Raw genomic sequence first — 12563 nt, 5'->3', positions numbered from 1 at the left:
TGATGCGATGATGGGAATTGGCTTGCGCGCTAGCGTCCCGAAAAGACCGGCGCGCGCTTCTGGAAAAATGCCGCGGCACCTTCCTGGAGGTCATCCGAGTCGAAGATATTCTGCTGAGCAACGGTCGAGCGCAACAAGCCGGCATCCAGCGGCTCATCCTGCGATTGCTCGACCAGCTCCTTGGCGAGCCGGTTTGAGATGGGGCCGCGTGCACTGATGGTGCCAGCGACCTTGCGCGCCATTTCGAGCGCCGAGATGTCGGCGACAAAGTTCGCGAGCCCCCAGTCGAGCGCGCGCTCGGTATCGATCTGCTCGCCCGTGAAGAGCATCTGCTTGGCACGGGCGGGGCCGACGAGGCGGCTTACCCGCACGGCCCCGTTGCCGGCCAGGCCACCGAGATGGCATTCCGGGAAGCCAACCGAGACCCCGCGCCTGAGGACGCGCAGATCACAGCACAGCGCAAGCTCGAAACCCCCACCCAGCGCCGGTCCATCGATCGCCGCAATGGTCGGCATGGTGAGCCTCGCCAGATTGCGCAGGACCATGTCCTCGAACAGGATCTTCTGCTCGCTCGCATCATGACGGATCGGCCCGAATTCCCTGATGTCGCTGCCGGCACAGAATGCCCGCGCGTCCCCGCCGTGGAGAATGACGCAGCGAATGTCCGGCTCTCGGGCCAGCTCGCAGACGGCCTGATTGAGTTGACGCAACATCGCGCGCGTCACCAAATTCAGGGGACCGTTGGCGAGCGCGATCTCCGCAACGGCGCCGCGGCGGATGGTTTGCACCAGGGCAGGGGCCGTCGCCATTACTGCACGGCGGTAGCTTGCGGCATGGTGATGCCGTGAAGCACGCCGAGGCGCTCGAAATGGCGATGGATGCGGTCGACATAGGCGCCGAACTCCGGCGCGTCGCCGAGCACGATGGGGCGAGGGCGCGGCAGATCGACCTTGATGTCATCGATCACCTCGCCCGGACTTGGGCTCATCACCAGGATGCGATCGGACAGGCCAACTGCCTCCTCCACGCTGTGTGTGATGAAGACCACGGTCGGCCGCCGGCGGAGCCAAAGTGTCTCGAGATCGGTGCGCACCTGAAGCCTGGTCAACGCGTCGAGCGCGCCAAATGGCTCGTCCATCAGGATCACGGAGGGATCGTGGACGAGCGTGCGGATTAGCGAGACGCGCTGGCGCATGCCGCCGGAGAGCTGGCGCGGATATTTGTTCATGGCATGCTCGAGGCGGAGCTGCGCGAACAGCTCCTTGGCCCGCACCGCAAGCTGTGCGCGATCCATCTTCCGGATATCGGCATGGAGCATGACGTTCTCGAACGCCGTGCGGAAGTCGAGCAGCAGATGGTCCTGGAAGGCGATGCCGACGTCGGTGACGGGCTCCCTGACCGCGCGGCCGGCGACCATGATCTCTCCGGTGGTGTGCTTGAGCAAGCCCGCGACCATCAACATCAGCGTGCTCTTGCCGCAGCCGGACGCCCCGACGACGGAGATGAATTCGCCGGCGGGGATCGTCACGTCGATCGGCTTCAAGGCCTGAAACGGTTTTCCGGTCCCTTCGCCGAACGCCTTCGAGACGTTGCTGATCGTGATCGGGACGCCGGATGGGGTGGCCATGTCGGATTGAGCCGTCATGAGGATGTTCTCTCTAGTTTGACGGAGCTTGAACGGCGCCCGACGCCTTGACAGCCTCGAGCGGGACCTTGGAGACCAGAAGCGCCTTGCGGCCCTTCTGGACGACAACACCGTCCTGCTTGACGACCTCGACATCGAAATTGGCGATGGCCTGCGTCGGACGCGAGCGGCTGTCACGCAGCTCGGCGAGGACGTAATTCACGAAGATGGTGTCGCCGACGAAGATCGGCCCGACAAAGCGCCAATCGCTGATGCCGAGGAACGCGATCGCTGTTTCACGAAGCTCGCCCGTCCGCGCCCACATCAAGCCATGGGCATAGGCAAGGCCGAGCATGCCATGGGCGACCTTTTGGCCGAATTCGCTGGCGCGCGCGTAGACATCACTGGTGTGAAGCTCCGAATGATCGCCGGTCAACCCGGCAAAGCTCATCAGGTCGGCTTCCGTGATGGTGCGGCCAGGGCTTCGAAACCTCATGCCCTCATGGAGGTCTTCGAAGCGATATCCCAGTCTCAGTCTGTCGTTCATGGCCATGCTCGGGTTTTACGGCAGATCACTATTTGCACGCCCGCATTTCACCATCGGCCGGGAGATAAGCGTTGGTGTAGTAGCTCTTGGGATCCTGGCCTTCCGGCAGGAGCTTCACTTCGGAGAGCAGCGCCTGCGTCCGGGTCCAGTGCGCGTCCTCGGCCTTGCCGAGGAACTTGGCGCCGCCGCTGCAGAAGAGGGGCGTGATGGCGGCGAGCTCGGCGGCTGCGAGCTTCTCGTTGAGGTCCGGGAAGACAGCCTTGAGGTCCTTGACCGCCTTGTCGGGATTGTCGAGGGCGAAGCCCCAGCCCCTGAGGCTTGCGCCGATGAATTTCTTCAGGACATCGGGATTGTCCTTGATGAAACTGTCGGAGGCGAAGATCGAGGTGCTGACGGTGGGCACGCCATAGTCGGCGAACCGATAATTATCCAGCGTCGCGCCCTGCTGCTCCAGCTGGATCTGATAGGAGTCCATCGATCCCAGGATGGCGTCGACCTGGCCCTGGAGCAGCGAGGGCACCATGGCCGCCACGGGCATGTTGATCATGGTCATGTCCGCTTCCTTCAGGCCATTCGCCTTCAGGAATAGTGGCATCATTGTCGTCTGCGATGAGCCCGCGGGAACGCCGACCTTCTTTCCCTTCAGATCATTGATCGATTTGACCCCGCTCTTGGTCAGCGCGGAGACTTCGTTGGGATTGGACTGGTAGATCGTTGCGACGACCTTCATCGGCGCACCCTTGGCGATCAACTGGCTCACAGCGACGGCATCCGCATAGGCCAATTGCGAGCGGCCGCTGGCGACCAATTGAGCCGTGTTACCGGAGCCGTTGCCCTGGACGATGGTCACGTCGAGCCCAGCAGCCTTGTAAAATCCTTCGCCCAGCGCCGCCGCAAACCCGGCATTGGCGCCGCCCGCGGTCCAGTTGAGCTGAAACGTCACGGCGGTTTGCGCAGTCGCTGTCGAAGTCCACGAGCCAAGTGCACAGCTGGCGACGATTAGGACGTTGGTCAAAGCGCGGTTCATTGAATGTCCCTCCCACATTATGATTTCTGATTTTAGGTTTTATGCATTTTTCAGCTGCTCTGGTCCCGTTGCCAGGGCGCCATCAGCCACTCGCTGAACTCGACGACATAATTGATGATGATCCCGATGACCGTCAGGACCACGAGCACGGCAAAGGTCAGCTCGAGATCCATCGTGCTGGTGCCTTTCAACAGCACGTAACCAAGGCCCTGGTTGGCGCCGACGAATTCAGCGACGATCGCGGCCGTGGCTGCGATGGTGGCGGAGGCCTTGATGCCGGAAAAGATCACCGGCAATGCCGCGGGGACGCGCAGGAAGCGGAAGGTCTGCCAGGTCGATGCTCCCATCGATCGGGTCAGATAGAGCAGGCGATTGTCGAGGATCTGGAAGCCGCTGATGCTGGCGAGCAGCAACGGAAAGAAGGTCATCAGCACCGTCAGCAGGACCTTGGATTCGATCCCGAAGCCGAGCCAGACGAGGAAGAGGGGGGCGACCGCGATCTTCGGCACCAGTTGCAACAGCATGATCGGCGGATAGAGAATTTGCCTGGCGACGGGCGATAGCGCGATCAGCAGGCCGAGCGGAATGGCCGTCACCAGCGTGAGGCCAAAGCCGAGAACGATCTCGGTCAGCGTCACCAGCGAGTTGCTCCACAGCAAGCCCGCATCGGTGACCAGCCGTTGAAAGACCGGGCCGGGCGCCGGCAGCAGATAGGCCGGGATCTTGAAGACTTTGACCAGCAACGCCCATCCGCCGACGATGGCGACGAATGTCAGCGGCGGCAGCAAATTCCAGCCGATCTTCATCAGGCTGCGCACAAGCGGCATGCGATCGCGTGCGCTATCTGACTCCAGGCTGCTCGGCGTTGATCCGATCAACCCGGATGGCGATGGCGAAACCATCCCGGGCTCCCATGTCCGTTTTTGGCGCAAACCTGAGGCGCGCTTTGTCGCGGCGGCGTCCGAAAAGATCGGATGCAGCGCCTGGCCGGGACGCTATTCCAACTCGCACGGCCCAGCAACAGAAAAATGTATCCGGTTACATTTTGGCGGCTTACAAAGTCGACGGCGGTGGAACTCTTACGATTCCGGTTAATAGGCCGGTTCGATTGTCAGGTCAGGCTCGAGGTTTCCGTCGCCGTACCGTTCGTGAGATCATTTGGCCTGCGACATCCTGTAACCGCTTTCCCATTGCCCAAGATGAGGAGAAGTCCAGATGCGGAGCGTAGCAATCGTCACAGGAGCGGGACGCGGTATTGGCCGCGCGATCGCTGACGAGCTCAGCAAGGCGGACTACGCGGTTGCCCGGGTGAGCATCGAGCCGCAGGAGCAGGGCGCAATCTCAACCGCTGACCGCTACTATCAGTCCGATGTTGCTGACATTGCCCAGCATGAGGCACTTCTGGCAAGGATCGCCAGCGACCTCGGCGAGCCCTGCTGCCTCGTCAACAATGCCGGTGTGACCTCGCTCCAGCGTGGCGACCTTCTGGATCTGAGCCCGGAGAGCTACGACCGGACCCTGGGCATCAATCTCCGGGCCGCGTTCTTCCTCAGCCAGGCTTTCGCCAGGCGGCGACTCAGCACCGCCGACCGGAGTCCGGGATCTATCATCTTCATTGGTTCGGCGAACGCCGAGATCGTCGGTGAGAACCGGGCCGACTATTGCATCAGCAAGGCCGGCGTCGCGATGATGACGAAGCTGTTCGCGTCGCGGCTGGCAGCCCACGAGATCGCTGTCTACGAGATCAGGCCGGGCGTCATTCGAACCGACATGACCGCCGCGGCCAAGGATCGCTACGACGCCCTGATCGTGGCCGGCGGCATTCCGATGGCGCGCTGGGGTGAGCCCGAAGAGATCGGCCGCACCGTGGCGGTCTTGGCGACCGGACAAATCCCGTACGCGACCGGCATCCACATCGACGTCGGAGGTGGATTTCAGCTGCATCGGGTTTAGCGACCGACTTGAGTACAATCCGAGCCGAACATCTCTAGCTTAGGAACTTCGGTCGCGGGCAATCCGCGCGCAGGATGTCGGGAGCGGTCCAAGTGGGAACTCACCGCCGATCGGGAATGTCGAAAACTCCGTAACCCTTTAAAATCACAGCAAATGGGTCCGCCCTCCGAGCGCACCATAAACCCAAAGCGGAGATAGGTCGTCGCGATGGGCTTCATACTGGGCGAGCATCCGCCTCGGGAATTCGGCCAGGAGATCGCGCGGAGCTATTTGCTACCACAGCGCCCGAGACGGGCTCCCTTTATACGTCTGAGCGATAGCGGAGATCGGACTGAAGGCCAAGCTACATGCCCGCTTATCGCGCGATGGGGGACCACCATCCCTTGGTCGGACATCGTCGGCTTTGGACCCTAAGCGGACCCTGGCGAGCAAGAACGAGCTTGACGCAATGCCTGTCCATCGGGCCTATCCCAAACATGAGCAAGATCAAAGCAGTCTGCGTTTATTGCGGTTCCTCGCCCGGCCACGATGTTGCCTACGTTGAGGCAGGCGAACGATTGGGACGCGCTCTTGCTACATCGGGATTAACGCTGATCTACGGCGGCGGTACCCATGGTGTCATGGGCGCGGTAGCTCGCGGCACACTGAATAACGGCGGTAAGGTCGGCGCGATCATTCCGAGATTTCTCACAAACTGGGAAACGACGACTGATGCGCTCAAGATGTTCGAAGACTTGACGATCACAGACACCATGCACGAGCGCAAGCTCAGAATGTTCGAGCGTTCTGACGCCTTCGTGGCACTTCCGGGTGGTATCGGCACCGTCGAAGAAATCGTGGAAATCATGACTTGGGCCCAGCTTGGGCAGCACCGTAAGCCGATAGTTTTGCTGAACATCAAAGGTTTTTGGGCACCTATGATGGCAATGCTGGAGCACATACGCAGCGCAGGTTTCCTTCATAGAGACCACCTGATTCAACCCATTGTCGTTGATCGTGCCGACGACGTAATCCCTGCGATTGTCGCTGCCGCTGCTAATGATCGCGCGTCCGAACACGGCGTTTCGTCGATCATCGACAAGATGTAGGTTTCTGCGTCCTCAGGCATAACGAGGCCGGGTGCCGTTGGCTCTGATGTTGGCCCATCAGCGAAGTGGCGACACCTGGTCGGGCGTAGCGCCGAGCGAATGGCGGACCAACTGATTGGCATCGGCCCAACCCGGCTCTCTCGGACGGCGATACGCATCAAGCGTCAGGCCGTACGATCTCGAACGACAGCATCGCATGGCACAAGCAGTTCGACTTCATCGAGTTCCTTGGCATGATGGGCGCCCCATGCGCGAAGGGAATCCAGCACCGGCCGCAGGCTTTCGCCGAGCGGGGTGAGCAGGTATTCGATCCCCTGACGATGCCCGGCGCTGGACTGCCGGCTTACCATTCCATGTACTTCGAGCGCTCGCAGTTGCTCTAGCAACACCTTCTGCGAGATGCCGACAATGCGCATTTCGAGCTCGCAGGTGCGTTGCGGGCCATCCAGCAGCACATTGAGGATCACCGCCTTCCAGCGTCCCGAAAAGACGCCTAACGCGCGCTCGATTGGCAAGCCCGGTAGTCTCTTGATGATCTTCATCCGACGCTGACCAAAGGGTGTGTGGATCGGAATGACCACCGAAGAATAGCCTTCGGCAGAAATCTGCTCGAAGGATCACCTATGACCGACTTGTTCGAATCTCAACTGCTTGGCGGCACTGTTCCGCTGAGGAACCGCATTGTCATGCCGCCCATGACTCGCACGCGCACGTCTGATGGCGTCCTCCCGACCGATGGTGATCTCCCGAATGCGCTGATGGCGACCTATTACGGCCAGCGGGCCAGTGCTGGCCTGATCATTGCCGAGGCCACCGACGTGGATCAGTCCAGCCATGGTTACGCGAGGACACCCGGAATCCACTCGGAAGCCCAAATGCAGGGCTGGCGTCTGGTGACCGATGAGGTTCACCGTCGTGGCGGCGCGATCTTCCAGCAGTTATGGCACGTCGGCAGGATGGCCCATTCCTCGATGCTGCCGAACGGCCAGGCGCCGGTGGGCGCGACCGAACAACGGGCGGAGGGCTCGTCGGTGTTTGCCCACGGGCCGGACGGCCGGTTGGGTTATATGCCTACGGAGACGCCGAGGCCCCTCAGCACGGATGAGGTGTCGGCCATGGCGGACACGTTCGCCAAAGCCGCCGCCAATGCACGGAAGGTCGGATTCGATGGTGTCGAGCTGCATGCGGCCAACGGCTATCTGTTCGAGCAGTTCATGAACTCGGTGCTCAATACGCGCACCGACCGCTACGGCGGGGGCAGCATGGAAAATCGTACGCGCCTCCTGATGGAAGTCGTCGAAGCCGTGGTGGCTGAGTTTGGTCCAGGGCGCGTTGGCGTTCGCCTGTCTCCGTTCGGCAAGTACGGCTCCATGCCGACGGACCCTCTTGTCGAGGAAACGTTTCTGTACCTTGCCGAGCAACTGGGGCGCCGCGGCGTGGCATACATCCATCTGCTCTACGAGCTGATGCCCGACGGAAACATGGAGACGGCGGAGTTCAAGCCCCGATACCTCGACCACGCTCTGCTTGCCAAGGCTCGGGCAGTGTTTCCCGGCGCCTTCATTTGGTGTGGCGGCTTCAATGACCGCGAGCGCGCCCAGGCTTCGCTCGACACCGGGTTAGTCGACCTGATCGCCTTCGGCAGACCATATATCGCAAACCCGGACCTTGTTGAGCGTCTCAAGCACGGCTGGCCGTTGGCCGTGGCGGACCGATCAACTTACTACACCCGACGCGGCGAGGCGGGTTACACGGACTTCCCTGCATATCGATCGGTAGCTCTGCACGCGGTGGCGGACTGACCGGGACGGAGGGGCGAGCAGCAGGCCAGCGCATCCACAGGCGCGCGCGACGCTGCAAAAGTCCAAATGCGAAATCTAGCCCAATCCCAAGCAAAGGAGCCCCATGTGGGTGCATCAACGAAGCCTGCCGACCCCACCATCGTCAACGGCATCAATCTCGACGATCTCTTTGCGCTAATCGACGACGTCAAGCGCGAACCGGCCAAAGGCAAGACGAATTGGCATGTCATTACGACCTGGCAGGGCCAGACGCGGAGCCGCGCAGAAGTTGAGAGTTATGAGCTCGGCGGAGAGCAGGTGTCACGCCGGTTCTCGATCGACATCGACGAGCCCCGCGAACTCGGCGGATCGAACGATTTCGCCAATCCGCAGGAGTATCTGATTGCGGCGCTCAACGCCTGCATGACCGTCGGATACGTGGCGCAGTGCGCGGTGCGTGGAATCACCCTCGAAAGCTTGTCGATCGAGACCGATGGCGACATCGATCTTCGTGGCTTCCTCGGGGTCGATCCTGCCGTGCCGCCCGGCTACGAGACCCTCCGCTATACCGTCCGGATCAAAGGCCGTGGCACAAAGGAGCAATTCGCTGAGGTCCACGAGGCGGTGATGGCGACCTCGCCAAATTTCTACAATTTATCCCGGGCTGTGGCTCTGGAACCTGTCTTGATCGCCGAGTGATTGCACGATGGCGCGCATCCCCGACGGAGTCCGTCAATTGACGCCCCGACCTAGGCAACGTTGATGTAGGGCATTGAGCCTCACGAACGATTTGATCGGGGGAGTTTTCAACTCACGCGGAAGCGAGCTTGTAGGCAGCACAGATGTTCTATTCGGCGCGCCCATACTCCCTCGGTCCAGCCATTGTGCTGGCAGCTTGCATCTTCCTCATGGACACGCTGTCGTCTCTTCAATTTGCCGTGGCCTCTCTGTACGTGGCTGTCATTTTGATCAGTGCATACGATCTTCAATGCCGTGGCATCATTTTGACCGGGATTTGGTGCGCGTCGTTGACCGCGCTTAGCTATGTGCTTACACACGGATTCACTGTAACTGGCACAGCGCCGTTGAGATCTTTGATAAGCTACGTGTCGATCACGATCACGGTAGTCTTGGTGATCAGGAATCGTTCGGCAAACGAGCGCCTTGCGGAAGTCAAACGGGAGCGCACAAACCTCGCGCGTTTCTTCTCCCCACAAATTGTTGAACAGCTTGTTCAGATCGACGTGCCTCTTTCTGTCGCGCGCCGCCAGAAAGCAGCGGTGCTATTCGCCGACGTCGTGGGATTTACAGCACATGCATCTGGCAAGACGCCTGACGAAGTCATTAAGCTGCTGCGCGATTTGTTAGGCTTGCTCAGCGAGGCCGTCTTTATGTGCGAGGGCTCGATAGATAAGTTCCTCGGGGACGGTCTCATGGCCGTATTCGGCCCGCCGATTGCCAGCAAGCAAGATGCAACAAACGCAGCGCTCTGTGCACTGCAGATCCATGAGCGCCTTGGCCGTTGGAATGAACAACATGCTGACAACCCAGATATGGCCATTCGCGTTGCCGTCGGTATCCACTGCGGCGAGGTTGTACAGGGCGATGTTGGCACCGACAAACGGCTTGAATTCACGGTGGTCGGCGACGCTGTGAACATCGCCAGCCGTGTCGAAGCTTACTGCCGGGTTCTTGATGCAACGGTGCTCGTCACTGGCGATTTTATGCGGTGTCTTCTTGCGGAGGGTAGCTTCGACCTCGCCAAAGCTTTCACGAGTGAAGGCAAGCATCGGCTTCGAGGCTACAAAGAGCCCATTCAACTCTATAGTTTGAAAGCAGGGTGAGCCTTCGTACGTCCGAGCATGGATTGCACGGCTCCGAGATCAATCAAATCCGGTGTGTGATAGTGGGGTGGATGGTTGCTCGAGGACAGGGGCGCCTGTTTGAATACGATCAAGCGCGGCGCTTTCAGACAGCCAGGGTCAGAGGTCGACCGTTCCGAGCGCAGAGTGTCTATTAGGGGCCAGAAGACGCCGCTCGAGCCGATATCCAACGTCTCAACATCGGGGTGGGGAGGCGCGGCCGCTAGCCAGCACCGACAGCAGTGCGGCCACGCCGAACGCCGCCGCCACCCAGCCGAGCCGATCCACTCCGCCATGGGCGATGACCAGCGCGCCAATGGCCGCGCCTGTAGCGGTGCCGAGATAAATGGCCGACGAGTTCAGCGACAGACTGACCGCGGCCAGAGCTGGGCTTAGCGCGACCAGCCGCGCCTGCTGTGCCGTCATCAGGCCCCAGCTGGCCAAGCCCCAGAGCAGAATGGCTGGAAACATAACGAGCATGGCTCGCGCAGGCTCGAGCGCCGCGCCCAGCGAGAGGACAAGATAAGCCAACACGGTAAGGCCACCGCCCACGATCACGGCATGGTCCGCACCCCAGTGGTCCGCCGCGGTGCCACCGAGCCGGGTACCGGCCGCGCTGGCGACTCCGAAGCCGAATAACACCAGAGCCAGGCCCTGAGGTCTGATCCCGGCGACATCTGCGAGGAAGACGCCCAGATACGTATAAAGCGAGAAGGTTGCAGAGACCGTCAGCACGCTGGTCACCAGGATCGCTATCATGTCGGGGCGCTTGGCTAGTGCCAAACGCTCTCCGAGACCCGCAGTGGAAACGGGCGGCTGACTCGGCATTCTCACGAGATCCCAAGCAGCGAGAGTGTCGCCAGCCCTGCGACGCTGAGAAAGGTCGCGCGCCAGCCGAAGCTTTCTCCGACCAGTACTCCGAGCGGCACGCCGGCGATGATTGCCAAGGTCAGCCCGTTGGTGACCGTTGACAAAGCCCGCCCCCGCCGCTCCGGTCCACCCAGTGCGGCTGCATATCCGCTGGCGGCCGGCATGAAGCTGGCGGCAGACAGGGCCAGCAGCAACCGCGCTATCAGCAGCTCGGCGTAGCTCGGTGCCAATGCGGCGAGCAGATTCGCAATGCTGAACCCTGCCATGGCGATGGCGAGCAAGCGCCGCCGTTCCAGTCCGGCGGTCAGCATGGCTATTGTGGGAGCGCCTATGGCGTAAGCGAGGGAGAAGGCGGTGACCAGGTGGCCGATGGCGGGCACGGTGACATCCAGGTCTCGCGCCAAGTGTGGCAGCAGTCCGGCAATCATGAAGCCTTCGGTTCCGATCGCGAAAGCGCCGAGTGTCAACCAGAGCAGTGAGCTTAGCGATCCAGGCACACCGAGCCCTCGTACATTGGAACACGTGTGTTCTACGATTGCCTCGATCCGCCTAAATATCGATGCTGCCGTGCTTTTCCTGACGCCGACGTTTCACCGCGAATTTGTCCGTGGCGAATTCCACGCTCCTGACGTGATGCACCCGCATGCTTTCGGGCATGATGCGTAGACTATAGTCGCGCCAATCAGCATCGCGAGGGGCAACCGGCGCAGCTTTCGCGGTTGCAACGGCGGGGCATATCGGCTCTTGCTCGTTGTTATCAACGTCCCCCTGAGTTGACGGAACTTTCTCAAGCACCTCGTAGTCGTCCACCCAGCCGTCCTCTGCCCAACGGCCCGTGCTCGCGCTGATCTCTGCCCCCTCTGGCACGTTCATAGGCTCAATACGGGCCGCCTCGTGAAAAAGGACGATATTAAAAGCGTCTCCGACCGCCTGTACTGATGGAAAGATGATGCCATCAATAGGCGCCGAGGCCTCTGTCGCAAGAAAATGGGCCATGGCTTCCGTTGCGAGATACTCAGACCCATCGTCATCGGGTATTGCCGGCCGCGTGAGACGTGACCTTAGCGACCTCAGAAAAACGGCGCCCTCCATCCTCCCAGCCAGCCCGCAATCAGCAAGGCCTTCAGTGATGCGGACGTCACCGAGGGCGGTCACGTCGAGCAGTCGAAGAGTTCTGATGATCTCGAATTGAGCCACCGCGATCCGACTACCAACAGGTGGCCGTACCTCGGCTACAGCCACTTTCTGATTGTTTGCACCGTAGAAGGCCAAGATACCGCGCGCATTCATGCGACCGGCCGCCGCTGAGGGCACCAGCGGTGAGCCGAAGTGGATGTCTGGCCTGGTGATGGCGGCTTTTAGCTTGTCGTCAGATTGAAAGACCCGGGCGCGATAAAGGGTAGGGAAATCCGTTCCAGGACCAGCATCGAAGATGAGCGGGTGGCCTTCGCGCGTTTCCAGTTCGCCTATGCAATCGAAGAATGATGCGAGATTTTCCGCTGCTCTCGGGCTGAATAAGCGCGCCTCGGCTTTGAGTAGATTCGCCAAGCTGCGCCATCCCGTACCTAGAGTCATTCGTGTTCTCCTGAGAAGCACCGAGCCTTGGCCGGGCAAAGACGGCCGACGTGATCACGCCCACCGCTTAGAACTGTCGTGCCGCGGGTCTAAGTTGCATCCGCCGTTGGTCATGACGGATAGATGCGCGATGCGCGCTCCCAAAACAGTACCAAGATTGTTGATTCTGGCTGTACCACCGCGCGATGGCACGGCGCCCGCGAGTAGGGCGGATTGCTGGGCCGAAGCGGCAATAT

General features: G+C 61.0%; 14 protein-coding genes. 5 read left to right on the top strand and 9 right to left on the bottom strand.

Annotation, left to right across the window (positions count from 1 at the left end):
- Positions 1 to 29 precede the first annotated feature (29 nt).
- From AB7008_RS40525 to AB7008_RS40505, 5 genes are read right to left on the bottom strand one after another with little or no spacing between them, the layout of a single operon-like run.
- Positions 30 to 809 carry an enoyl-CoA hydratase/isomerase family protein gene (locus AB7008_RS40525; protein ID WP_441260601.1) on the bottom strand — a complete coding sequence of 260 codons (780 nt, stop codon included), beginning with the start codon at positions 807 to 809 and terminating at the stop codon, positions 30 to 32.
- Entirely contained in the window at positions 809 to 1645 is an 837-nt protein-coding gene (locus AB7008_RS40520; RefSeq protein WP_248879791.1) for an ABC transporter ATP-binding protein, read from the bottom strand. The genes AB7008_RS40525 and AB7008_RS40520 overlap by 1 nt, the downstream gene beginning before the upstream one ends.
- A 13-nt stretch (positions 1646 to 1658) precedes the next feature.
- The gene (locus tag AB7008_RS40515) at positions 1659 to 2171 is read right to left on the bottom strand and encodes a MaoC/PaaZ C-terminal domain-containing protein (protein ID WP_441260600.1); all 513 of its coding nucleotides are present in this window, start codon (positions 2169 to 2171) and stop codon (positions 1659 to 1661) included.
- A 28-nt stretch (positions 2172 to 2199) separates the two neighbouring features.
- The gene (locus AB7008_RS40510; RefSeq protein WP_441260599.1) at positions 2200 to 3198 is read right to left on the bottom strand and encodes an ABC transporter substrate-binding protein; all 999 of its coding nucleotides are present in this window, start codon (positions 3196 to 3198) and stop codon (positions 2200 to 2202) included.
- A gap of 50 nt (positions 3199 to 3248) precedes the next feature.
- Positions 3249 to 4025, bottom strand: a complete 777-nt coding sequence (locus AB7008_RS40505) for an ABC transporter permease (protein WP_063624876.1) — start codon at positions 4023 to 4025, stop codon at positions 3249 to 3251.
- 388 nt (positions 4026 to 4413) lie between these two features.
- Here AB7008_RS40505 and AB7008_RS40500 point away from each other — a divergent pair, with 388 nt between their 5' ends.
- Together AB7008_RS40500 and AB7008_RS40495 are read left to right on the top strand one after the other, a co-directional pair.
- Positions 4414 to 5151 (top strand): 3-ketoacyl-ACP reductase, encoded by a 738-nt coding sequence (locus AB7008_RS40500; RefSeq protein WP_441260598.1) that lies wholly within the window; start codon positions 4414 to 4416, stop codon positions 5149 to 5151.
- Between the two features lie 476 nt (positions 5152 to 5627).
- On the top strand, positions 5628 to 6239 hold the full coding sequence (locus AB7008_RS40495) for a TIGR00730 family Rossman fold protein (RefSeq protein ID WP_441260597.1): 612 nt from the start codon (positions 5628 to 5630) through the stop codon (positions 6237 to 6239).
- Between the two features lie 164 nt (positions 6240 to 6403).
- Here AB7008_RS40495 and AB7008_RS40490 read toward each other — a convergent pair whose 3' ends face one another.
- Positions 6404 to 6781 (bottom strand): winged helix-turn-helix transcriptional regulator, encoded by a 378-nt coding sequence (locus AB7008_RS40490; RefSeq protein ID WP_441260596.1) that lies wholly within the window; start codon positions 6779 to 6781, stop codon positions 6404 to 6406.
- Positions 6782 to 6862: 81 nt separating this feature from the next.
- On the opposite strand from AB7008_RS40490, the gene AB7008_RS40485 reads away from it, so the two are divergent.
- The 3 genes from AB7008_RS40485 (at position 6863) to AB7008_RS40475 (ending at position 9864) form a co-directional block, all read left to right on the top strand.
- Positions 6863 to 8041 (top strand): alkene reductase, encoded by a 1179-nt coding sequence (locus tag AB7008_RS40485; protein ID WP_441260595.1) that lies wholly within the window; start codon positions 6863 to 6865, stop codon positions 8039 to 8041.
- Positions 8042 to 8146: 105 nt separating this feature from the next.
- Positions 8147 to 8719, top strand: a complete 573-nt coding sequence (locus AB7008_RS40480) for an OsmC family protein (protein WP_441260594.1) — start codon at positions 8147 to 8149, stop codon at positions 8717 to 8719.
- A gap of 209 nt (positions 8720 to 8928) precedes the next feature.
- Entirely contained in the window at positions 8929 to 9864 is a 936-nt protein-coding gene (locus tag AB7008_RS40475) for an adenylate/guanylate cyclase domain-containing protein (protein ID WP_441260593.1), read from the top strand.
- A 213-nt stretch (positions 9865 to 10077) separates the two neighbouring features.
- Here AB7008_RS40475 and AB7008_RS40470 read toward each other — a convergent pair whose 3' ends face one another.
- From AB7008_RS40470 to AB7008_RS40460, 3 genes are all read right to left on the bottom strand, one after another.
- Complete coding sequence (locus AB7008_RS40470) at positions 10078 to 10641, bottom strand: hypothetical protein (protein ID WP_441260592.1); 564 nt, start codon at positions 10639 to 10641, stop codon at positions 10078 to 10080.
- 71 nt (positions 10642 to 10712) lie between these two features.
- Positions 10713 to 11180: an MFS transporter gene (locus tag AB7008_RS40465; protein WP_441260591.1), complete on the bottom strand. Its 468-nt coding sequence runs from the start codon at positions 11178 to 11180 to the stop codon at positions 10713 to 10715.
- Between the two features lie 121 nt (positions 11181 to 11301).
- On the bottom strand, positions 11302 to 12327 hold the full coding sequence (locus tag AB7008_RS40460) for an RES family NAD+ phosphorylase (protein ID WP_441260590.1): 1026 nt from the start codon (positions 12325 to 12327) through the stop codon (positions 11302 to 11304).
- Positions 12328 to 12563: the final 236 nt, after the last annotated feature.

This window comes from Bradyrhizobium sp. 521_C7_N1_3 (genome assembly GCF_052075975.1).
Taxonomy (GTDB): Bacteria; Pseudomonadota; Alphaproteobacteria; order Rhizobiales; family Xanthobacteraceae; genus Bradyrhizobium; species Bradyrhizobium japonicum.
This window is presented reverse-complemented; position numbering and strand designations above follow the sequence as displayed.